Source organism: Streptomyces sp. NPDC030165 (genome assembly GCF_055573595.1).
Genome location: NZ_JBVIBD010000001.1, coordinates 582,195 through 604,341 on the forward strand (window position 1 = coordinate 582,195; position 22,147 = coordinate 604,341).

Sequence of the window (22,147 nt, forward strand, 5' to 3'; positions counted from 1 at the left end):
GGACGATACCTACCCCGCGTAGCATGGGCCGAATGATCAACAAGCGTTCCGGCCGCGCGCCCGCCGAGACCCCGTGCCGCGTCACCGTCTGCCGCGGCTGCTGCTGCGGCGACCCGCGCAAGGTCCCGGGCGTGGACCACGCGGCGCAGATACCGCGGCTGCGGGCCGCGCTGGCGGGCGCGGCCGAGGTCCGCGCCTCGGAGTGCCTGGACGTCTGCGACCAGGCCGACGTCGTCGTGGTCCAGCCGTCCCGCGCGGGCCGGGCGGCGGGCGGGCGCCCGGTGTGGCTGGGCCTGGTCAACGACGACGGGGCGCTGGACGACGTGGCCGCCTGGATCAAGGCCGGCGGGCCCGGCATCGCGGAGCCGCCGGGGGTGCTGGACCTGTACACGTTCACCGTGTCGCGGCGGGTGGGGAAGGCGCTGGAGGGCTGAGCCCTCGCCCCGCCCGCGTGCTCCGCGGGCTCTGAGGCCCCCATGCTCCTGAGGCCGGGGAACTTCCGGACGGCGCGCGGTGGCGCACCGTCACTCCGCCCCGGCGGCGTCCTGCGGCATGATGGCGATCATGACGGAGGAACACCTGCCGGATGCGGCAGAGGTGGCCCGGCTGGTCCAGGAGGCCGTGCCAGGAGTGGGTGCCGCGGACGTCCGGCCCATCGGCGAAGGCGGCGACCACGCGTCCTGGTGGGTGGGCCCGGAGCATGTGGCGCGGTGCGCGCTCGACTCCGGCGGGTCGGAGCGCCTGCGCCGGGAGGTCGCGCTGCGCGAGCTGATCGGCGCGCGGACCGGCGTTCCGGTGCCGGTGAGTGTGGTGAGCGGGAACTGGGCACGCGGACGCGCGTTCACCCTCGACACCCGGCTGGACGGGGTCTCCGCCGAGCGGCGCCCGGTTCCGGCGGCGGGCGAGGCGGATCTCGTACGGCTGCTGGTCCAGCTCGCGCAGGTGCCCGTGGCGGACGCCGAGGCACTGGGCGTGCCGCCGGAGGCCCCGCGCAACATGCCCGGCCTGCTGCGCCGGGCCTCAGCGGCGGCGGAAGCCGTGGCGGCGCGTGGTGAATTCGACGCCGGGTGGCTGCCGAGGCTGCGCGTGCCGGGGGCGGAAGCCGCGACGGCTCCCGCCACTCTGGTGCACAACGACCTCAAGGGTGAGCATCTGCTCGTGACCGGGGACGGGCGGATCGGCGGCGTGCTGGACTGGACGGACGCGGTGACCGGCGACGCCGCCGAGGACGTCGCCGGGCTCGCGATCTCGGTCGGTGCCGTGGCGGCCGTACGGATCGCGACGGCCGCCGGTTTCGCTCCCGGCGTGTGCGCCCGCGCGCTGCAACTGGCGCGCTGCGACACGCTGACGCTCCTCTCCGACCGGCTCCGCGGCCTCGACGACAGCCCGCTGCCGCTGCTGCGCACGCAGTTGCGGCGGGCGTGGGAGCCGGCTTCCCTGGACGGGCCGTCCGCTCACGCCTCCTGAGTGTGGCAGTGGCCCGTCCCGCCGCTCTCCCGCGGCAGGTCCAGCGTCGGGTTCCGGTCGAAGAACCCGGTCGGCCGGAGTGTGAAGCCGCAGCGGTCGACCGGCATGACCGGCCAGTCCTCCAGGCGCGGCAGGTGCGTCGGCCCGAAGCAGTGCCAGAGTGTGAGGGCGGTGTTCTCCAGGGACTCACCGGGGCGTGACCACGCGGTGACGCCCGCGCCGCCGGGGTGCTGGTTGGGGTAGTCGCCGTCCGGGTAGTGGCGGCCGGCCGCGCTCCGGGTGATCCACAGGTGCTTGGTGGCGTAGGCGACGCGCGCGGCGACCGCGGAGCCGGGCTGGGCGAGCAGGGTGGGGCCGGTCGGCTGCGGGGTCAGGGTGTAGGCGACCGGCCGGCCGGTGCGGTTGCGGGCGGTGGGGTTGGTGATCCGCCAGCGGCGTCCGGCGGCCGGGTCGGCCAGCCGTCCGGCCTCCCCGGAGTCGGTGACAGGGGTGGCGCGGACGGTGAAGGCGTTGCCGTTGGGGTTGTCGGGACCCATGGGGAGCCGGACGATGTCGACCTCCTCCACCGTGTTCGCGTGGCCGTCCACCGCCGGGTCCAGCCGGGCGCAGAACAGGTGCTGGTGGTACGGCGCCTGGAGCCCGGGGGCGATCTCGGTGGCGTACGGGGAGTCCGTGCCCGGCTCGGAGGCCGAGGTCTGCACCAGGCCGGTCGACTTGACCTCGAACTCGATGCCGCCGTCCTGGTACAGGTACCAGTAGAAGCCGTAGTCGTAGTTGCCGAGCGTGGCGATGCAGGACACCACCAGACGGCGGGACCGGCGGCTCTCGGCGGCGAAGTCGTCGAACATGTTGGTGTGCTTCCACAGGAGGCCGTGGTCCTCCTCGTGGACGCAGATGGCGTTGGGCAGCGTCTGCGGGCCGCCGTGGTCGTCGGGAACGACGGCGTCCACGTACGCGATCTCGCCGAGGCAGTCGCAGCCCAGCCGCAGCGCGTTGGCGTTGCGCCCGAGGGTGTACTCGCCGACGTCCAGATAGCAGATCCAGTTGCGGTCCGCGCCGGGGTCGGCGTACGGGACGGCCATCTCGGCGAGCGAGGCGCGGTGCAGCACGGGGCGTACGCGGTCCCCGTCGCGGTAGGTCAGCTCGTGCAGGACCAGGCCCTCGCGGGCGTTGAAGTCCAGCCGCAGTGACCAGTTCTGCCAGGTCAGGCGGTGTCCGTCCAGGGTGAAGGAGGGCCCGTCGGGCTGGCTGGTCTCCAGGGCCTTCAGGTCGGTGCGCGCCGGAGCGTGGAACTCGGCCTCGTAGCGGCCGCATTCGGCGGGCACCGGCACCGCTCCGGTGTCGATGAGCCGGACGACCCGCCGCTCGGTCAGGTCCACGTCGGCGACCAGGCCGCCGACGGGGTGCGCGAACGGGTTGTCGGCCGTGTCGCAGCGCAGGAACGTCAACGAGCGCAGCATCCGGCGCCCGGTCTCCTCGGCCCGCCCGAAGTTGCCGGCGGCCAGCGGCGCGCAGACGGCGAGCGCGGTGTCGGTGAGGCCGCGCTCGGCCATGGCCTTGCGCCAGCCCGGGTCGGCCTTGACGATCGCGTCGCAGCGCTCGTACTCCTCGAAGAGGATCGGCGGCTGGCCGTCCGCTGCCGGGTCCAGCGGACGGTGTGCGAGCAGGACGCGGGCGGTGACGTCGACGACCGCCTCGCCGCTCGCGCCGGTCGCGGTGTCCAGGAGGGTCACGCGTAACCGGCGTACGACCGGGTCGCCGGGGCGGTGGGCGGCGACGGTGTGCCGGTCCGGCTCGTCCAGCAGGACCAGCGGGAAGCGGGTGGCGTCGCCCACCAGGCCCGCGCCGCGCAGCACGTCGCGGGCCGTGGTGATCTCGTCGGCGGTGAGCGGGTCGAGGGGGTGCGGGGCGGGCGGCTGCGCGGCGGTGGCCGCTACGCCTCCGGGCGGCTGCGCCGCGCCGGTCGTCGCGTCCTGCCGTCCGGGCTGCTGGGGTTCCGTCGTGCTGTGTGCCATGGGTCAGCTCTCCTCACGCGGGGTCGACGGGGACGGCACGCTCGCCGCCTTCTCCAGTTGGAACGCCTCGTTGCCCAGGCCGATACGGGCGTGCACCCGTGGGCGCCGGGCGCGCAGGACCCGCCCGTACACCAGCCCGATGACGGCCGCCAGGCCGATGACGCCGGGCAGCACCCAGGCCACCGCGGAGCCCTCCGCGGCGCTGACCAGGACGCCGACGTCCTTGACCGCGTAGACCAGTACGGTCAGCAGCGCCACCGCGGCCAGCCCGGCGGCCAGCAGCCGCCCGGCCTGCGCCCGGCCCGCTCCGCGCCGTACGAAGAACGCGATGACCGCGACGGACGCGGTGGCCATCAGCACGATCACGCCGAGCGCGCCCACGTTGCCGCCCCAGGTGAACAGCTTCAGCACCGGGGTGGTGGGGTCACCGTCCGGTGTGCGGTCGGTGAGCGCGAAGGCGCCCACGACGAGCAGCGAGATGACGGACTGGAGCAGCGAGCCGAGTGCGGGCGCGCCGCTGGACCGTGCGGTCCGGCCGAGCGCGGCGGGCAGCAGGCCCTCGCGGCCCATCGCGAAGGCGTAGCGGGCCACCACGTTGTGGAAGCTGAGCATCGAGGCGAAGATGCCGGTCACGAAGAAGAGGTGGAGGATGTCGGTGAAGGTGCCGCCGAGCCGCGGTCCGGTGAGGGCGAAGATCAGGCCGGGGCCTTCCTTCCCGGCGGTGGCCACGACGTGGTCCGGGCCGGTGGCGACGCCGATCAGCCAGGAGCTGAGCGCGAAGAAGACCGCGACGAAGCCGACGGCGAGGAACATCACCCGCGCCACGACGGTCTGCGGCCGGCTGGTCTCCTCCGCGTAGACGGGGGCCTGTTCGAAGCCGACGAACGCGGCGACGGCGAAGCACAGCGCGGTGCCCAGCCCCGCGCCGCCGAGGGTGGACGGGTCGAAGGCGTGCAGCGACCGGCCTTGCGGGCCCGGGTCGGCGGCGAAGGCGATGTCGAAGACGGCGATGAGCACGACCTCGACGGCGAGCAGCACGCCCAGCACCTTCGCGTTCAGGTCGATCTTCAGCGCGCCGAGCACGCCGATGACCAGGACGCCGAGCAGGGCGGGCACCCACCAGGAGACGGTCAGGCCCAGGTGCTTGCCGAGCAGCCCGGACACTTCGAAGCCGAAGATGCCGTAGATGCCGAACTGCAGGGCGCTGTACGCGGCGAGCGCGACGAAGGAGGCGCCGGCGCCCGCCGTGCCGCCCAGGCCGCGCGCGATGTACGCGTAGAACGCGCCGGCGTTGTGCACGTGCCGGCTCATCTCCGCGTAGCCGACGCTGAACAGCGCCATCACCACGCCCAGGATGACGAACAGCAGCGGCTGCCCGACGATGCCCATGACCTGGTACGTGGTGACCATGACACCGGCCACCACCATCAGGGGCGCGCTGGCCGCCAGCACGGACAGCAGCAGTCCCGGCGTGCCGATGCGGCCGGCGCGCAGGGCCCGCTCCTGGCCCTTGAAGGTGCTGATCTCCCCGGGGCCGCCCGGACTTCCCGTGCGTCCCGGATTGCCCTTGTTTCCCGTACTGCTCGTCAGCATGGCGCGGAGGTGTCCTTTCCGTGGAGCGCGGAGGCGGGGTGCGCGTCGTGCGGGGTGCGGGTGGCTCGGGTGGTGCGTACGGCTGTGACGCGTGGTGCGTAGTGCTGCGTACGTGGTGTACCGAGTACGTCGTGCCGGGTGGTGCCGCGTACGTCGTGCGGGCGCCGGACGGGGCCGGGCGCCAGGGTCAGGCGGTGCTGAAGGCCGTGGCGCGTGCCGCCTTGAACGCCTTGCGGGCGTCCCGGTCGGGGTAGGACCACGGGGCGGCGGTGACATGCGGACCGATGCGGTGGAAGAGCGCGGCGGCCTCCGCCATCCTCCCCTCGTGGTACTTGGCGTGGGCGAGGAAATTGAGGTCCACCTTGCGGCGCGGGTGGTCCTCGCCCTCCCACTCCAGCCACCAGTCGAAGGCCGCCTTCATGACCTGCCGGGCGCGACGGGTGGACCAGTGGCCCGAGGCGGCCGGATCCGCCGGTTCGAGGCCGGCGGCGGCCAGCGCGCGGTAGCGCTCCGCATGGGCGACGACGGGCAGGATCGCCAGCGGCGAGTCGGCGGGGGCCTGTTCGGCGGCCCAGTACGCGAAGTCGTAGACCTGGTGCAGCGGGTCGTCGGCGCCGCTCTGCTGCTGCTCGGCCAGGCAGGCGGCCATCAGGTGGTGGGCGTGGTGGTGGTCGGGGTGGCGGGCCCGTACCTGGTCGAAGGCGTGCTCGCGTTCGTCGGGGGTGCCGGTGCGGCGGGCGAGGATCAGCAGGCCCAGCCACGGGGTCGGGTCGCGGGGCGCCATGGCGGCGGCGACCCGGCAGGCCGCGCGCGCGGCGTCCTCGTCGCTCTTGCCGCGCAGCGCCTGGAAGACGAGGGCGCAGGCCAGCAGGACGGCGGCGTCGGCGCTGTCCGGCTCGGCGAGGCGCCAGTCACCGGCCCAGGCGGCGCTGGCCGGGCCTTCGGCGAGCACCACCAGCCGGTGGCCCCGCAGGTCCCAGTCCGTCCCGGTGTCGGCCAGCAGCGTCCGTACCCGGACCCAGCGGCCGTGCGCCAGGGCGTCGACGGAGGCGGCGAGCTGGACGTCGTCCAGGGCCGGGTCGAGGACCAGCGCGTCCTTGCGGCGGGGCCGTCCCAGCGGCGGGGGTGGCGGAGGGGTCACGGGCAGGAACACTCCACGACGCGCTTCACCTCCGGACGCGCCGTGTCCCGGCGCGTATGTGCAGAATCGGTGCACTGATCGACACCAGTAGGTCACGCACAGCAAAGCGGCAGGCGCGGCGTCACGTCAAGGCGCCACGGAGATTGACCGAAAAGCCAACTCCCTTGACAGTCAGCACACTTGTCGACAAGCGGCGGGGTGCGGCGGCGGTCCGGCGCGTGACCGGCCGAAGGGCGGCCGGCGCCCCCGCCCCCTGCCCTCCCGCGTCCGTCCTCCGCGTCCGGCCACCCCGCGTTCACCCCACCGCCTTGGCCGCCGCCCGTCCCGCCGTGCGCCCCGAGAAGATGCAGCCGCCCAGGAAGGTGCCCTCCAGCGACCGGTAGCCGTGCATGCCACCGCCGCCGAAGCCCGCCGCTTCCCCGGCCGCGTACACGCCCGGCAGGGGTTCGCCGCCCTCGGTCAGCACCCGCGAGGACAGGTCCGTCTCCAGGCCGCCGAGCGTCTTGCGGGTGAGGATGCTCAGCCGTACGGCGATCAGCGGGCCGGCCTTGGGGTCGAGCAGGCGGTGCGGGGGCGCGGTGCGGATCAGCCGGTCACCCAGGTACTTGCGGGCGCCGCGCATGGCGGTGATCTGAAGGTCCTTGGTGAAGGGGTTGGCGGTCCCGCGGTCGCGCGCGACGATCTCGCGGCGCAGGGCGGCCTCGTCGAGCAGCGGTTCCTTGGTGAGCTGGTTCATCCGCCGTACGAGGTCGCCGAGGGAGCGCTCGACGATGAAGTCCGCGCCCCGGTCCATGAACGCCTGCACCGGGCCGGGGGCGCCGGGCAGCGCCCGCCCCAGCACGTCCCGGACACTGCGGCCCGTCAGGTCCGGGTTCTGCTCCGAGCCGGAGAGCGTGAACTCCTTCTCGATGATCTTCTGGGTGAGTACGAACCACGTGTGGTCGTATCCGGTCCGCATGATGTGTTCGAGGGTGCCGAGCGTGTCGAAGCCGGGGAAGAGCGGCACCGGCAGCCGCTTGCCGCGCGCGTCCAGCCACAGCGGGGACGGGCCGGAGAGGATGCGGATGCCGTGCCGGGGCCAGACGGGGTTCCAGTTGTCGATGCCCTCGGTGTAGTGCCACATGCGGTCCCGGTTGACGATCCGGCCGCCGGCCGTCTCGGCGACGCCCAGCATCAGGCCGTCCACGTGGGCGGGCACCCCGGACAGCATCCGCTCCGGCGGGCTGCCGAGGCGCTCGGGCCAGTTGGCGCGCACCAGGTCGTGGTTGCCGCCGATGCCGCCGGAGGTGACGATCACCGCCTGGGCGCGGAGTTCGAAGGCGCCGGTCACCTCGCGGCTGCTGGGCGTGCCGCGCTCGGCGTCGGACGCCTCCAGCACCTCGCCGGTGACGGTGTCGACCGCACCCGCGCTGCGGGCCAGGCCGGTGACGCGGTGCCGGAAGCGCAGCTCCACCAGGCCGCGCGCGGCACCGGCCCGCACCCGCCGCGCGAACGGCGCGACCAGTCCGGGGCCGGTGCCCCAGGTGATGTGGAAGCGAGGTACGGAGTTGCCGTGCCCGGTGGCCTCGTAGCCGCCGCGCTCGGCCCAGCCGACGACCGGGAAGAACCGTACGCCCTGCCGGTGCAGCCAGGGGCGCTTCTCCCCCGCAGCGAAGTCGACGTACGCCTCGGCCCACTTGCGCGGCCAGTGGTCCTCGGGGCGGTCGAAGGCGGCCGCGCCGAGCCAGTCCTGCCAGGCCAGCTCGTGGCTGTCGCGGATGCGCAGCCGCCGCTGCTCGGGCGAGCCGACGAGGAAGAGGCCGCCGAAGGACCAGTGCGCCTGGCCGCCCAGGCCGCTCGCCGGCTCCTGGTCCAGGAGGATCACCCTGCGTCCCGCCTCGGCGAGTTCGGCGGTGGCCGCGAGACCCGCCAGACCCGCTCCGATCACGATCACATCAGCGTCGTAGGCCATGTCCGCCAGTCTTCTCTCCTCGCCGCGGCGCGCCGGAGGGCCCGGCCGCCATCGTGGCTACCGATCCTCAGCGCGGCCGAGCGGCGCGTCAACCGCGGGTTCCGTCGCCCCGCGGCCGGGGTACCCGGGTGTGCCCGATGGCGACGGGCGGGCGGTGGGCGGCCGCACGCCGCGCCGTCCTCGGCCAAGCCCCCTCCTGTCCGGCCGTCTTGAGGTGGGTGACGTGGCGGTGCTCCTGCTGGCCGTGAGCGCGGCCGGCTGCCTGGGCGTCGGCGCCGTCCTCGGCCTCGCACTGCCGGTGGCGGCCTGCGCCAAGCGCGTACGGAGGGGCCGGGAGGCGGCGCTCCTGCGCATGTCGCTGCCCGCGCTGACGGCGGCCCAGCCGCTGGCGGGCATCGTCTGCGGGGTCGGCTTCCTCGGCGACCGGCTGACCTGACCGCCGGGGCGCTCGCCCGGGGTGGCCGGGCGAGCGGAATGGGTGCAGTCGGTGCGGGCGGGGTGAGAGGCGGCGGGTGGGCAGGGGCGAGCCGCCCGGAGCCCTTTTGTCATGCTCATGCTACGCCATTGCCCTTCGCGAGATACTCCTTGACCAGCAGAAACAAGACCCGGCACCCCTTCCACTTCCGCGGCGCGGCGCGGTACCTCTTCGTACGAACCCCCGTACAAGCCATCCGTCCCGCACAAGCCGTCCGAAGAGTGAGGCACGCCATGAACGACGCCTGGTACGTCGATGACCGCTGCACCAACTGCGATGTCGCCCGGCAGCTCGCCCCCGGCCTGATCGTCGAGACCGACGGGCGCTCCGAGGTGGCCCGGCAGCCGCGGGACGCGACGGAGGAACGGCTGCTGCACGCCGCCGCGTTCGCCTGCCCGACCCGCTCCGTCCGGCACTCCGGCCACCGCCTGACCCCGGAGCTGGACCCGTTCCCGATGCCGCTCGGCGATGGCGACGTGCTGCTGTGCGGGCACAACTCGCAGCACACCGCCGGGGCCAACTCCTACCTCCTGCGGCGCCCCGGCGGCACGCTGATGATGGTGGACACGCCCCGCTGGAGCGAGCCGCTGGCCGCCGCGTACGAGGCCCTCGGTCCGGTCACCGACGTCCTGCTCACCCACCGGGACCACGTGGCGCACGGCCGCCGCTACGCCGACCGCTTCGGCGCCCGGCTGTGGATCCACGAAGGCGACCTGGACGCCGTGCCCGACGCGGACCGCGTCCTGCGCGGCACCCGGGCCACGGAGATCTCCGACGGCGTGCTCGCCCACCCGCTTCCCGGGCACACCCGGGGCAGCGTGCTCTATGTCGCCGACGAGCGGTACTGCTTCAGCGGGGACAGCTTCTACTGGTCGCGCACGACCGGCGACGTCGAGGTGGCGGACAGTGTCACCTGGTACTCCATCGAGGAACTGGCCGCCTCCCTGGCCCGTACCGCCGTCGGGCTGCGCTTCGAATGGCTGCTGCCCGGCCACGGCGACCGGATGCGCCTGCCCGCCGCCGACATGGCCGACCGCATACGGCGGCTGGCCGCGCGCACCCGGCAACTGCGCCCGCGGCCGGTCGACTTCGCGGCCGTGCGCTGGTGAGGCGCGGGGGGCCGTTCCGGTCCCCTCGACGGCTGATAATGCCCAGCATTAGGGTGCCCGCATGACGAGACCGTCGGGGGCCGCGACCCGGGAGAAGCTGCTGCGCGCCGCGGAGGAACTTTTCGCGGCGCACGGGGTCGACGGCGCTCAGACACGGGACATCGTGCGGCTGGCCGGGCAGAGCAACCCGTCGGCCGTGCAGTACCACTTCGGTTCGCGGGCCGGTCTGCTGGACGCCGTCATGGCCGGGCGCCTGGCCCGCACGGAAGCGGTGCTGGCGCCCGCGCTGGCGGCCGTGCGGGCACGGTCCGGTGCGGCGGGTCCCGACCTGCGCGCGCTGATCGGCGTCCTGGTCACCGCCGAGGCGAGCCTGCTGCGCGACGACCGGGGCCGCCGCTGTCTGCGCGTCTCCGCCCAGCTGACCCACGAGAGCGGCGTACGGACCCGCACCCCGCACCCGACGCTGGAGGGCACCGCGACCTGGCGGCTGATCGGCCTCGCCGAGGACGCGCTCGCCGCGGCGGGCCTGCCCGAGCCGCTGCGGCTGGAGCGGATCGAGCAGGCGCTGACGCTGGTCGGCGCGGCGCTGGCCGACCGGGCGCGGCAGTACCTGGACGGCGTCCGGCCACTGACGTACGAGGAGTTGTTCCTCGCCGACCTCGTCGGCACCACGGTGGCGTTCCTGCTGGCCCCCGCCGCCGCCCCCTGTCCGTGACCGGACACCGCACCGCACACCCCCAGGCAAGGAGCCGACCATGCCCGACCTGCACGGCAAGACCATCATCATCACCGGCGGCGCGCGCGGCCTGGGAGCCGCTGCCGCCGAGCAGGCGGTCGCGGCCGGTGCGCACGTCGTCCTCACCGACGTGCTGGAGGAGGAGGGCCGGGCGACGGCGGAACGGCTCGGCGAGCGGGCCCGGTTCCTCGTGCACGACGTGACGTCGGAGGACGACTGGCAGCGGGCCGCCGGCTTCACGGCCGAGACGTTCGGCGGCATCGACGGCCTGGTCAACAACGCGGGCATAGCCACCGGGCAGCCGCTGGACTCCATTTCGGTGGACTTCTTCCGCAAGGTCCTCGACGTGAACCTGACCGGCGTCTTCATCGGCATGAAGACCGTGATTCCGGCGATGCGCGAGCGCGGTGCCGGGTCGATCGTGAACATCTCCTCGGCGGCGGGCCTCATGGGCCTGGCCCTGACCGGCGGTTACGGCGCCTCCAAGTGGGGCGTGCGCGGCCTGACGAAGATCGGCGCGGTGGAGCTGGGCACCGAACGGATCCGGGTGAACTCCGTGCACCCCGGCATGACCCACACCCCCATGACCGCCCGGACCGGTATCGAGAAGGGCGCGGGCAAGTACCCCAACACGCCGATGGAGCGGGTCGGCGAGGCCGAGGAGATCGCGGGGGCGGTGGTGTTCCTGCTGTCCGACGCGGCGTCCTACGTCACCGGCGCCGAACTGGCGGTGGACGGCGGCTGGACCGCCGGGCCGACCGTGCGCTACGTCATGGGGCGGTGACACGCGCCGCCGGGCCGTGCCGCTGCGGCCCCGGCGGACTGATTGCATGGGGGCATGGACGGACAACAGCCACTGAGCGCGGACGAGATCGTCGACATCGTCAACGAGAGCGACGAGGTCGTGGGACAGGCCCGGCGGGGCGACAGCTACGCCCACCGGCTGCGGACGCGCTGCGCGTTCATCCTCGCCCGCGACGCCGACGACCGGATCTTCGTGCACCGCCGTACCGCGCGGAAGCTGGTCTTCCCCTCGCACTACGACATGTTCGTCGGCGGTGTGGTCGGCGCGGGCGAGACGTACGACGAGACCGCGCTGCGCGAGGCGGAGGAGGAACTGGGCGTGACCGGCCTGCCGCAGCCGGTCCCGCTGTTCAAGTTCCTGTACGAGACGCCCGAGCACACCTGGTGGTCGGCGGTCTACGAGGTGCGCTGCACGCTGCCCGTACAGCCGCAGGAGTCGGAGGTGGACTGGCACGCCTTCCTCAGCGAGGAGGAGCTGGAGCGGCGTATCCCGCAGTGGGAGTGGACGCCGGACGGCATGGCCGCGTACGAGCGGCTGCGGGAATGGCGGGCCGCGCGGGAGCGGTAGCCGCCGGGCAGGAGGGTGGCCGCCGCCCGGGAGGGCCCGGCGGGCGGCCCGGGAAAGGAACCGGCCGGAGGGCACCGCGTAGGGTTCTGGTCATGATCCTCTCCGACAGGCTGCGGTCGATCGGCGCGGGCGTACGGCTGTGGTTCGCGCCGGCGCGCGTCCGCGAGGAGGGCACGACGCCCGACTACCGCTTCTCCCTCGCCAACGAACGCACCTTCCTGGCCTGGCTGCGGACCGGGCTGGCGCTGGTGGGCGGCGGGTTCGCGGTGGACCAGTTCCTGCCCCGGCTGCACGACGTGCTGCGGGTGACGTTCACCGTCGCCCTGCTGGTGGGTGGTGCGCTGTGCGCGGTGCGGGCGGTCAACCACTGGGTGCGCTGCGAGCGGGCGATGCGCCGCGGCGAGGACCTGCCCGCGTCCCGCTTCCCGGCCGTACTGGCGGTCGCGGTCGGCCTGCTCGCGGCGGCGATGGTCGTCCTCGTCGCGGTCGGCTGGACGCGCTGACCGATGGCCGGTTCCCGAGGGCAGGAGCCGCGCAGGGACCGGGCCCCGGAAGCACCGCCCGCTCCGGAGTCCGCACCTCGCCCGGCCCGCGACCCGGGGCTGCAGCCGGAGCGTACGCGGCTCGCCTGGCGGCGTACCACCCTGTCCTGCACGCTGGTCGCGGTCCTGGCGGGCCGCCAGGTGGTGCAGCACCGCGGTCCCGGGCCGGTGACGGTGGTCGCGGCGGCACTGGTGCTGCTGGTGTGGATCGCGTTCGTGGCGGCGGCGCACGTCCGGATGCGGACGATGTGCATCAGCCGGCCGCCGGTCCTGTCCGCCCGTACGGCGCTGGCCCTGGCGGCCTGCACCTGTGCGCTCGCGGTGCTCGGCGCGGCGATCCTGCTCTGAGGCCGACCGGTCCTTTCCGGCCGGGTGACCCATACCCCACACGCACCCCCTGGACGCCATACCGACTAGTCGGCATGATCGTAGCGGCCGCCCGACCGGAGCGGCCGTCCCTTCCGCACGGAGGAGCACGATGAGCAACGGCACCCCTCCCCCGCGGCCCGCGCCCCCGGGCCTCGACCTGGAAGCACTGCGGGACCACTTGGACCGGGAGCGCCCCGGCACGGTGCGGGGCCCTCTGGATGCCGGGCTGATCGAGGGCGGCCGGTCCAACCTCACCTACCGGATCACCGACGGCACCGGCCAGTGGGTCGTCCGCCGCCCGCCGCTCGGCCACGTACTGGCCACCGCGCATGACATGCGGCGCGAGTTCCGGGTGATCAGCGCGCTGCACCCGACGGCGGTGCCGGTCCCCGAGGCGCTGCTGCTGTGCGAGGACGAGGCGGTCCTCGGGGCGCCTTTCTACGTGATGGAGCTGGTCGAGGGCGTGCCGTACCGTACGGCGGAGCAGCTGGCCGCGCTGGGCCCGGAGCGGACCCGGGGCGTGGTGCTCTCCCTCGTCGACACGCTGGTCGCACTGCACGCCGTGGACCCGGCGGCGGTCGGCCTGACCGACTTCGGCCGCCCGGACGGTTTCCTGGAGCGCCAGCTGCGCCGCTGGGGCAAGCAGTTGGCGGCATCGAAGAACCGCGACCTGCCGGGCATCGACGCGCTGCACGAGGCGCTGGGCGCGGCGCTGCCCGCCTCCCCCGCGCCCGCCGTCGTGCACGGTGACTACCGGCTCGACAACGTCCTGGTCGGCGACGGCGACCGGATCACGGCCGTACTGGACTGGGAGATGTCCACCCTCGGCGATCCGCTGACCGACCTCGGCCTGCTGGTGATGTACAGCGAGCAGGAGGCAGTGCCCGGCTCCCCGATCGCCACGACGCGCGGCGCGCCCGGCCACCCGGAGGCGGCCGAGCTGATCGAGCGGTACGCGGCCGGCTCCGGCCGGGACGTGTCCGGCATCGCCTGGTACACGGCGTTCGCGTACTTCAAGCTCGCCGTGATCCTCGAAGGCATCCACTACCGCTTCACGCTCGGGCAGACCGTCGGCGCGGGCTTCGACCGGATCGGCGAGCTGGTGCCGGTCTTCATCGGCCGCGGCCTGGCCACCCTCGACACCCTGACGACCGCCAAGGAAGGCTGAGGCACGCTGATGGACTTCGCATTCGACGCCCGTACCGAAGAGTTGCGGGGCAGGTTGCTGGCCTTCATGGACGAACACGTGTACCCGGCCGAGGCGGTCGCCGACGAGCAGCGGGCCGCGCTCGCCTCGCCGTGGGACACCCCGGCGGTCGTGCGGGACCTCAAGGCCGAGGCGCGCAGGCAGGGGCTGTGGAACCTGTTCCTGCCGGACGAAGAGTACGGCGCGGGCCTGACGAACCTCCAGTACGCGCCGCTGGCCGAGATCACCGGCCGCAGCCCGCAGCTCGCGCCGACCGCGCTGAACTGCGCGGCGCCGGACACCGGCAACATGGAGGTGCTGGCGCAGTTCGGCTCCGAGGCGCAGCGGAAGCAGTGGCTGCGGCCGCTGCTGGCGGGCGAGATCCGGTCGGCGTTCGCGATGACCGAGCCCGACGTGGCTTCCTCGGACGCCACGAACATCGAGACCCGCATCGAGCGGGACGGCGGGGAATACGTCATCAACGGCCGCAAGTGGTACATCTCCGGCGCGATGAACCCGCTGTGCCAGATCTTCATCGTGATGGGCAAGACCGCCCCGGACGGCGCCGACCCGCGCCGCCAGCAGTCGATGGTGCTGGTCCCACGCGACACCCCGGGCCTCGAAGTCCGCCGCGCCATGCAGGTGTACGGCTATGAGGACCACTACCACGGCGGCCACGCCGAGGTGGTCTTCCACGACGTCCGCGTACCGGCCGAGAACCTGATCGGCGAGGAGGGCGGCGGCTTCGCCATCGCCCAGGCGCGCCTGGGCCCCGGCCGCATCCACCACTGCATGCGGCTGATCGGCATGGCCGAGCGCGCGATCGAGCTGATGTGCCGACGCGCGGTGTCCCGTACGGCCTTCGGCAAGCCGCTGGCGCGCCAGGGCGTCGTACAGCAGTGGATCGCGGACGCGCGGGTGGCCGTCGAGCAGCTGCGGCTGCTGGTCCTGAAGACCGCGTGGCTGATGGACACGGTCGGCAACAAGGGCGCGCACACGGAGATCCAGGCCATCAAGATCGCCACACCCCGTACGGTCGTGGACATCCTGGACCAGGCGGTGCAGCTGCACGGCGCGGGCGGCGTCAGCCAGGACTTCCCGCTGGCGGAGCTGTGGGCGGCGGCGCGCACACTGCGCCTCGCGGACGGGCCGGACGAGGTGCACCAGCGGTCGCTGGCGCGGCGGGAACTGAAGCGTCACGCGCCGGGGAGCTGAAGCGCGGCCTGGCACGTGGTGCGGGCCGTCGGGCACCTGCCCCGGCGGCCCGGAGCCCGCACCGTCCACTGGACCGTGCACCAACCTCTGACTACGGTCAGAGAATGGATGCTGCGCAGATCAGCCAGGTGCGGCGGTTCAACCGCACCGTCACCGAACGCGTGGGCGTGCTCCACGACCACTACCTCGGCCGCGACCGGCCCATCGCCGAGGCCCGGCTGCTCTGGGAGATCGGCGAGCAGGGCCAGGACGTACGGCGGCTGCGCGAGCGCCTGGGACTCGACTCCGGCTACCTGAGCCGGCTGCTGCGCTCCCTGGAGGCCGACGGCCTGGTGACGGTGCGGCCGCAGCCCCAGGACCGGCGGGTCCGCACCGTCCGGCTCACCGGCGCCGGCCGCGCCGAGCACGCCGCGCTCGACGACCGCAGCGACGCGCTCGCCGGCTCCCTGCTGGAGCCGCTGAACACCGCCCAGCGCGCCCGGCTGGTCGCCGCCATGGCCGAGGTCGACCGTCTGCTGACCGCCACGACGGTCACGCTGGACACCGTCGATCCGGACCACCCCGACGCCCCAGCACTGCCTGCGGGCCTACTTCACCGAGATGCAGGAGCGGTTCGAGACCGGCTTCGACCCCGCGCGGAGCCTGCTGCCGGACGCCTGCGAACTCCGCGCGCCCAAGGGCCTGTTCCTGGTGGCCCGGCTGCACGGCGAACCGGTCGGCTGCGCCGGCCTGAAGCTGCCGTCCGGCGCACCGGCCGAGGTCAAACGCATGTGGGTGGCTCCGCACGCGCGGCGGCTCGGCCTCGGCCGCCGGCTGCTGGGCGAGCTGGAGGCACGGGCCGTACGGCACGGCCATGACGTACTCCGCCTGGACACCAACAAGGTGCTCAGCGGCGCGATCGGCCTCTACCGCTCCTACGGCTTCGAAGAGGTAGCGGCCTTCAACGACGAGCCGTACGCCCACCACTGGTTCGAGAAGCGGACCGGCGCGGTCTGAGCGCCCGCCCGGGCCGGGGGGCCCTCACGGCCGCAGGGCCCGCAGCAGCAGGTCGGCGAGGTGGTCGGCGACCTGCTGCGGGGTGAGCGGGCCCTCCTCGCGGTACCAGGTGCCCAGGTGGTGCACCGACCCGAAGTGGTAGTCCACGACCAGGTCGGCCGGGGTGGCGCTGCTGAACACCCCGGCGCGCTGGCCCTCTTCGACCAGCGCCCGGAACCGCTCGTGGTAGCGCCGCCGCTCGGCCCGTACCTGCTTGTCCTTCTCGGGGGAGAGATGGTGCATCGAGCGGAAGAAGATCTTCGTGTCGTCGAGGTTCTCGATGGAGGTGACCACGACGTCCGCCGCCGCGTCGCGCAGCCGCCGCTCCACCGGCGCGTCGGCGTCCGCGAAGTGGTCCAGCCGCTCCTGCTGGAGCCGCAGTACCCGCCCGTACACCTCGTGCAGCAGGTCGTCCTTGGAGCCGAAGTAGTGGTACAGGGCGCCCTTGGTGACGCCGGCGGCCTCGACGATCTCCTGGACGGAGGTGCGGTCGTAGCCCCGCTCGGCGAAGAGCCGGGTGGCGGTGGCCAGCAGCCGCTGCGCCACGGGCTTGGTGCTCCCGGTACTCCCGGTACCGCCGTCCTTCGTGCCGGCCATCGCCCTCACCTGTCCCTCGTGCGTCGTGCGTCGTGTCGTTGCCCGGTGGCCCCGGCGGGCGCGGTCAGTCCCGCGCGCGCAGTTCCCGCCTGAGGATCTTGCCACTGGCCGTCTTCGGCAGTTCGGGCAGGATCTCCACCTGCCGCGGATACTTGTACGCGGCCAGCCGTTCCGCGCAGTAACCGGCCAGCTCGGCCGGCTCGGTGTGCTGCCCGGGCCGCAGGCTCACATACGCTTTCACCGACTCGCCCCGGTACGCGTCCGGCACGCCGACCACCGCCGCCTCGCGCACCGCGGGGTGGCCGTACAGCACGTCCTCGACCTCGCGCGGCCACACCTTGAAGCCGGACGCGTTGATCATGTCCTTCTTGCGGTCCACGACATAGAGCCAGCCGTCCGGGTCCATGAAGCCGATGTCGCCGGTGCGCAGTTCACCGTCCGGCAGCGTCTCGGCGGTGGCGTCCGGGCGGCGCCAGTAGCCGGGCACCACCTGGGGGCCGCGTACCGCGATCTCCCCCTGCTCGCCGAACGGCACGTCCCGCCCCTGGCCGTCGATGATCCGTACGACCGTGTCGGGGCCCGGTACGCCGACGGCGAGCGTCCCGGATGCCGGGTCCACGGGTGCCTCGCGGCCGGGCGGGACGCTGGCGCACGGCGCGGTGCACTCGGTCAGCCCGTAGCCGTTGTGCAGGTACGGGCCGAGGGCCGTCCGGAACTTCTCGACCAGCGCGGGCGGCAGCGGGGCCCCGCCCGAGGACAGGGAGGTGAACGACGCGAAGTGGTCGCGAGTGGCGCCCGGCTGCGCCATCAGCGCCATGTAGGCGGTGGACGGGCCGACCGTGTAGGCGGGCCGGTGCTCCAGGAAGGCGTCGAGGACGACGTTCGGCTCGAAGCGGTGGGCCAGTGCGAGGGTGCCGGCGTTGGCGAAGCAGGCGGCCAGTTCGCAGACCATGCCGGTGATGTGGAACAGCGGCGCCAGCACGAAGTAGGTGGCGCCTTCGGGCAGGCCCAGGGTGGTGCGCTGCCGCTCGGCGTTGTAGACGATGTTGCCGTGGGTGTTGGTGGCGCCCTTGGGGGTGCCGCTGGTGCCGGAGGTGTAGCTGATGAGGGCGGTGTCGGCGGCGACCGGCGGGGCCGCGCCGGGCGGCTTGCCCTCGTACGCGCGGGCCACGGCCAGCAGATCGTCGGCGCCCTCGCGCGGCCCGAGCCGCTCGCCGCGCAGCACGCGTGCGTCGTCCCGCGTCTGGAGGTCGAGTTCGCAGGCGGTCAGGGCGATCCGTACGGAAGGGGCCGCGGCGGCGGTCGCCCGCAGGAAGGCGTCCCAGGTGCGGTCCGCGCAGACGAGCGCGGTGACCTCGGCGTCGGTGAGGACGTGGGTCATCTCGGCCGACTTGTACATGGGGTTGACGGGGACGACGATCCCGCCCGCCTTCCAGACGCCGAGCAGCGCGAGTGCGAAGTGCGGAGTGTTCTGGAGCATGATCGCGGCCCGGTCGCCGGGCCGGAAGCCGCGCGCTGCGAGGTGCCCGGCCACGCCGTCGCTGAGCGCGTCGGTCTCCGCGTACGACAGCCGCCCGTCGAAGTAGGCGAGGGCGGTACGGTCCGGGGCGCGGCGCGCGGCCTCCTGGAAGGCGTGCAGGGCGGAGGGGGGCGGGTCGACGGGGGCGCGCTGGGCCTCGGTGAACTGGGCCAGCCAGGGCTTGTCCGCGTAGGTGGTCATCGGAGCGTCCTTTCGGCTGCGGGGGTGCCGGGGGCGGGGGCATCGGCCGCGGGGGCATCGGCCGTACGGGATGCGGTCGTACGGGCTCCAGCCGCCGCCCCCGCGACCGCATCCGCGACCGCTTTCGCCTCCAGGTCCGCGTCCGGCCGCCCGGCGCTCTCCAGCTTCCGCTGGAGGTGGTTCATCCCGCCCAGCCAGCGCTCGGTGTCGGCCGCCCGTGCGGTGTAGTACTCACCGACCTCCGGGTGCGGCAGCACCAGGAAGCGTTCCTCCGCCATGGCCGCGAAGAGCGCGTCCGCCACGTCGGCCGGCTCGATGGCCGTCGGCGTCAGCACCAGTTCCCCGGCCGCCCCAGTGCCCGCGAGCATGTCCGTGCGCACCCCCTGTGGGCAGATGGCGTGCACCGCTATCCCCCGGTGCCGGTAGGTCAGCGACAGCCACTCCGCGAAGGCGTACGCGCCGTGCTTGGTGACGCTGTACGGGGCCGCGCCGACCATGGTGAGCAGGCCCGCCGCGGACACCGTGGACACGAAGCGGCCCGCGCCGCGCTCCAGCCACTCGGGCAGCAGCGCGCGGGCGGCCCGTACGTGCGCCATGACGTTGACGTCCCAGGCCAGTTCCCATGCCTCGTCCGGCGCCTCGGGTCCGCCGCCGGTACCGACCCCGGCATTGGCGCAGAAGATGTCGACGGTCCCGCCGAGCGCCGCACGGGCCGCCGGTACGACGGTGGAGGCGTCCCCGGGCACGGCCACGGCTCCGGTCTCCCGCGCCGTCCGCTCCGCCTTGGCCGCGTCCAGGTCGTTGACCACCACCCGAGCCCCCTCGGCGACGAAGCGGCGGGCCAGCGCGGCACCGATGCCAGCGCCCGCCCCGGTCACCACGACTGTCTTGTCCCGTACGGCTTCCACCTGCGGTCTCCCTCTGTCGGCCTGGTCGCCCTGCCTGACTGCCCGGCAGACTAACCAGTCGGTATGCCGGAGCGGAAGGGCGCGGGACCACTCGTGGGCCGCCGGTGAACCGCTGGTGGGCCGCTCGTGGGCCGGACGCGGCGGCGACGCGCGGCACGCCGCCGGACGCGTTCCCCCGGACCCCGCCGGGCGTTAGCGTGCGCACGACACTGGCCTGACGGCGGAGGTGGACGCATGACCCTGTCCAGACGGAAACTGCTGGCCGCGACGGCGGTCACGAGCGTGATGGGTGCGACGGTGGTGACTGGCGAGGCGGGCATGGCGTACGGGTCAGGAGGAACCAACGCGACCGGCGCGGCAACGGGAACCGATGCGACCGGCGCGGGAGGGCACGACACCGCCGGGCGCGGCCTCCGCCCCCGCGTCCGTACCGGCTTCGACCGCCTCGCCGCCGGCGGCTACGCGCTCCTGGCCGGCCGCCGGGTCGGCGTCGTCACCAACCCCACCGGCGTCACCCCGGACGTACGCCACATCGTGGACGTCATGCACGCCGACGAACGGGTGGAACTGACCGCCGTCTTCGGCCCCGAGCACGGCTTCCGCGGCACGGCCCAGGCCGGCGGCTCGGAAGGCAGCTACGAGGACCCGGCCACCGGCCTGCCCGTCCACGACACCTACGGCAAGAGCGGCCGGGCGCTCGCCGACATCTTCATCCGGTCCGGCGTGGACACGGTCGTCTTCGACATCCAGGACGTCGGCGCGCGCTTCTACACCTACATCTGGACGCTGTACGACTGCATGGTCGCCGCCGTCCTCGCGGACAGACGTCTCGTCGTCCTCGACCGCCCCAACCCGGTGACAGGCCGCTCCGCCACCGGCCCCGTACTGGAGCGCGCCCTGGCCTCCGGCGTCGGCCGCGAGCCGATCGCCCTCGCCCACGGCATGACCGTGGCCGAACTGGCCCTCCTCTTCAACGCCGAGTTCGTGCCCCGCGCCGCGGGCCGCCCGGCCGAGCTGGAGACCGTCCTGATGAAGGGCTGGCGGCGGCCGGACTTCTTCGACGACACCGGCCTCCCCTGGGTCCCGCCCAGCCCCAACATGCCCACCCCGGACACCGCCCTGGTCTACGCGGGCACCTGCCTTTTCGAAGGCACCAACCTCTCCGAGGGCCGCGGCACCACCCGCCCCTTCGAACTGCTCGGCGCGGACGGCATCGACCGCCGCTGGTCCGCCGCGGCCGGCGAATGCGACCTCCCCGGCGTCCACTTCCGCGAGGCCTACTTCGCCCCCGCCTTCTCCAAGTTCCAGGGCAAGACCATCGGCGGCGTCCAGCTCCACGTCCACGACCGCGAGCGCTTCGACCCGGTCCGCACCGGCATCGCCCTCCTGATCACCGCCAGACGGACCTGGCCCGGCTTCGCCTGGCGCCCGGACCACTGGATCGACAAACTGACCGGCACCCCCCGCGTACGCACGATGATCGACGCGGGCGCGGGCGTGGACGAGGTGTGCGCGGCCTGGCAGGACGACCTGACCCGCTTCGGGCGGACGCGGCGGGAGTACCTGCGGTACCGGTAGGTTCCGCACGGGGCGCGCGCGGCGCAATGTGCCCTGGTGGCACCCGAGGCGTACGGCCATGGTGGGTGGCAACCCGACCGCCGCCCACGGAAGGACCGTACCCCCGTGACCACCACGCCCCACTCCCCCGCCGTCCACCTCACCGAACACGCCCTGGCCTACCTCCACTCCGCCGCGCTGCGGGCGGCGGCCCTCCTCGGCGTCGCCGACCACCTGGCCGACGGCCCCCGCACCGCCGAGGAACTCGCCGCCGCCACCGGCGCCGACGCAGGCCACCTGCGCCGCGCCCTGCGCCTCCTGGCGACGCGCGACGTCTTCCGCGAGGACGAAGCGGGCGCCTTCCACCTCACCCCCGCGGCCGGCCCCCTCCGCTCCGACGCCCCGTCCTCCCTGCGGGACGCCGTCATCATGCTCACCGACGAGCCCTTCTGGCGGCCGGCCGGACGGCTCGCGGACACCGTCCGCGACGGCCGCACCGTCTTCGAGGAGATCTTCGGCGCGCCCTACTTCGGCCACTTGGAGCGCGTACCGGAAGCGGGCGCCGTCTTCGACACCGGCATGGCCGGCCTGGCCGAGAGCGAGAACGGCCCCATCGCCGTCGCGTACGGCTTCCCCGCCACCGGCACGGTCGTGGACGTCGGCGGCGGCCGCGGCGGCCTGCTGCGCCAGGTCCTGCTCCGCAACCCTGGCCTGACCGGCGTCCTCCACGACCAGGAGTCCGTCCTCGGCCACCACACCCTGGACACCCCCGACCTCACCGGCCGCTGGCGGACGGCCCCCGGCGACTTCTTCACCGCCGTACCGCCCGGCGCCGACGTCTACCTCCTCAAGCGCGTCCTGCACGACTGGGACGACACCGACTGCGTCAGCATCCTGCGCGCCTGCCGCACCGCCATGACGCGCCCCGGCAGCCGCCTTCTGGCCATCGACGCCGTCCTTCCCCCGGGCAACGCCCCCCACCCCGGAAAGACCATGGACGTCCTCATGATGACCTCCCTGAACGGCCGTGAACGCCCCGAACCGGCCTTCCACCACCTCCTCTCCGAAGCCGGTCTGAAACCGATCCGCACGATTCCCACGGACTCGACACTTTCGATCGTGGAGGCGGTGGCGGGGTGAACAGCGGCGGCGGCCGGCG

The 22,147-nt window shown here is 73.9% G+C and carries 19 protein-coding genes and 2 pseudogenes; 14 read left to right on the plus strand and 7 right to left on the minus strand.

The window, feature by feature from the left end; genetic code table 11:
- The first annotated feature begins 32 nt into the window (after positions 1 to 32).
- The gene (locus ACZ4Z1_RS02655) at positions 33 to 434 is read left to right on the plus strand and encodes a (2Fe-2S) ferredoxin domain-containing protein (RefSeq protein WP_468484728.1); all 402 of its coding nucleotides are present in this window, start codon (positions 33 to 35) and stop codon (positions 432 to 434) included.
- Between the two features lie 130 nt (positions 435 to 564).
- The gene (locus tag ACZ4Z1_RS02660) at positions 565 to 1,467 is read left to right on the plus strand and encodes a phosphotransferase family protein (protein WP_468484729.1); all 903 of its coding nucleotides are present in this window, start codon (positions 565 to 567) and stop codon (positions 1,465 to 1,467) included.
- On the opposite strand, the gene ACZ4Z1_RS02665 is transcribed toward ACZ4Z1_RS02660, so the two are convergent.
- From ACZ4Z1_RS02665 to ACZ4Z1_RS02680, 4 genes are all read right to left on the minus strand, one after another.
- The gene (locus tag ACZ4Z1_RS02665; RefSeq protein ID WP_468484730.1) at positions 1,455 to 3,482 is read right to left on the minus strand and encodes a primary-amine oxidase; all 2,028 of its coding nucleotides are present in this window, start codon (positions 3,480 to 3,482) and stop codon (positions 1,455 to 1,457) included. The genes ACZ4Z1_RS02660 and ACZ4Z1_RS02665 overlap by 13 nt on opposite strands.
- 3 nt (positions 3,483 to 3,485) lie before the next feature.
- Positions 3,486 to 5,075 (minus strand): APC family permease, encoded by a 1,590-nt coding sequence (locus tag ACZ4Z1_RS02670; RefSeq protein WP_468484731.1) that lies wholly within the window; start codon positions 5,073 to 5,075, stop codon positions 3,486 to 3,488.
- A gap of 187 nt (positions 5,076 to 5,262) precedes the next feature.
- Positions 5,263 to 6,216 (minus strand): hypothetical protein, encoded by a 954-nt coding sequence (locus ACZ4Z1_RS02675; RefSeq protein ID WP_468484732.1) that lies wholly within the window; start codon positions 6,214 to 6,216, stop codon positions 5,263 to 5,265.
- A gap of 295 nt (positions 6,217 to 6,511) precedes the next feature.
- Positions 6,512 to 8,167, minus strand: a complete 1,656-nt coding sequence (locus ACZ4Z1_RS02680) for an FAD-binding dehydrogenase (RefSeq protein WP_468484733.1) — start codon at positions 8,165 to 8,167, stop codon at positions 6,512 to 6,514.
- A gap of 223 nt (positions 8,168 to 8,390) precedes the next feature.
- Here ACZ4Z1_RS02680 and ACZ4Z1_RS02685 point away from each other — a divergent pair, with 223 nt between their 5' ends.
- From ACZ4Z1_RS02685 to ACZ4Z1_RS02730, 10 genes and pseudogenes are all read left to right on the plus strand, one after another.
- A complete protein-coding gene (locus ACZ4Z1_RS02685; protein WP_468484734.1) occupies positions 8,391 to 8,603 on the plus strand; it encodes a hypothetical protein in 213 nt (70 codons plus the stop codon).
- Positions 8,604 to 8,875: 272 nt separating this feature from the next.
- Positions 8,876 to 9,751, plus strand: coding sequence for an MBL fold metallo-hydrolase (locus tag ACZ4Z1_RS02690; protein WP_468484735.1), 876 nt, complete (start codon positions 8,876 to 8,878; stop codon positions 9,749 to 9,751).
- Positions 9,752 to 9,812: 61 nt separating this feature from the next.
- On the plus strand, positions 9,813 to 10,466 hold the full coding sequence (locus ACZ4Z1_RS02695; protein ID WP_468484736.1) for a TetR/AcrR family transcriptional regulator: 654 nt from the start codon (positions 9,813 to 9,815) through the stop codon (positions 10,464 to 10,466).
- Positions 10,467 to 10,506: 40 nt separating this feature from the next.
- Positions 10,507 to 11,271 carry a glucose 1-dehydrogenase gene (locus ACZ4Z1_RS02700; protein ID WP_468484737.1) on the plus strand — a complete coding sequence of 255 codons (765 nt, stop codon included), beginning with the start codon at positions 10,507 to 10,509 and terminating at the stop codon, positions 11,269 to 11,271.
- Between the two features lie 54 nt (positions 11,272 to 11,325).
- Complete coding sequence (locus tag ACZ4Z1_RS02705) at positions 11,326 to 11,859, plus strand: NUDIX hydrolase (protein WP_468484738.1); 534 nt, start codon at positions 11,326 to 11,328, stop codon at positions 11,857 to 11,859.
- A 92-nt stretch (positions 11,860 to 11,951) separates the two neighbouring features.
- Complete coding sequence (locus ACZ4Z1_RS02710; RefSeq protein ID WP_468484739.1) at positions 11,952 to 12,362, plus strand: YidH family protein; 411 nt, start codon at positions 11,952 to 11,954, stop codon at positions 12,360 to 12,362.
- A 3-nt stretch (positions 12,363 to 12,365) separates the two neighbouring features.
- The gene (locus tag ACZ4Z1_RS02715) at positions 12,366 to 12,749 is read left to right on the plus strand and encodes a DUF202 domain-containing protein (RefSeq protein WP_468484740.1); all 384 of its coding nucleotides are present in this window, start codon (positions 12,366 to 12,368) and stop codon (positions 12,747 to 12,749) included.
- A 130-nt stretch (positions 12,750 to 12,879) separates the two neighbouring features.
- Positions 12,880 to 13,938, plus strand: coding sequence for a phosphotransferase family protein (locus ACZ4Z1_RS02720; RefSeq protein WP_468484741.1), 1,059 nt, complete (start codon positions 12,880 to 12,882; stop codon positions 13,936 to 13,938).
- A 9-nt stretch (positions 13,939 to 13,947) separates the two neighbouring features.
- Complete coding sequence (locus tag ACZ4Z1_RS02725; RefSeq protein WP_468484742.1) at positions 13,948 to 15,171, plus strand: acyl-CoA dehydrogenase family protein; 1,224 nt, start codon at positions 13,948 to 13,950, stop codon at positions 15,169 to 15,171.
- Between the two features lie 104 nt (positions 15,172 to 15,275).
- Positions 15,276 to 16,167: pseudogene (locus ACZ4Z1_RS02730) on the plus strand (bifunctional helix-turn-helix transcriptional regulator/GNAT family N-acetyltransferase).
- Positions 16,168 to 16,191: 24 nt separating this feature from the next.
- Here the strand turns inward: ACZ4Z1_RS02730 and ACZ4Z1_RS02735 are convergent.
- The 3 genes and pseudogenes from ACZ4Z1_RS02735 to ACZ4Z1_RS02745 form a co-directional block, all read right to left on the minus strand.
- A complete protein-coding gene (locus ACZ4Z1_RS02735; protein ID WP_468484743.1) occupies positions 16,192 to 16,803 on the minus strand; it encodes a TetR/AcrR family transcriptional regulator in 612 nt (203 codons plus the stop codon).
- Positions 16,804 to 16,867: 64 nt separating this feature from the next.
- Positions 16,868 to 18,523, minus strand: coding sequence for a class I adenylate-forming enzyme family protein (locus tag ACZ4Z1_RS02740; protein WP_468484744.1), 1,656 nt, complete (start codon positions 18,521 to 18,523; stop codon positions 16,868 to 16,870).
- 155 nt (positions 18,524 to 18,678) lie between these two features.
- A pseudogene (locus ACZ4Z1_RS02745) lies at positions 18,679 to 19,431 on the minus strand (SDR family oxidoreductase); the annotation flags it as partial.
- A gap of 234 nt (positions 19,432 to 19,665) precedes the next feature.
- On the opposite strand from ACZ4Z1_RS02745, the gene ACZ4Z1_RS02750 reads away from it, so the two are divergent.
- Both ACZ4Z1_RS02750 and ACZ4Z1_RS02755 read left to right on the plus strand, forming a co-directional pair.
- Complete coding sequence (locus ACZ4Z1_RS02750; RefSeq protein WP_468484745.1) at positions 19,666 to 21,009, plus strand: exo-beta-N-acetylmuramidase NamZ family protein; 1,344 nt, start codon at positions 19,666 to 19,668, stop codon at positions 21,007 to 21,009.
- Between the two features lie 105 nt (positions 21,010 to 21,114).
- Positions 21,115 to 22,128 carry a methyltransferase gene (locus ACZ4Z1_RS02755; RefSeq protein WP_468484746.1) on the plus strand — a complete coding sequence of 338 codons (1,014 nt, stop codon included), beginning with the start codon at positions 21,115 to 21,117 and terminating at the stop codon, positions 22,126 to 22,128.
- The last annotated feature ends 19 nt before the right edge of the window (positions 22,129 to 22,147 follow it).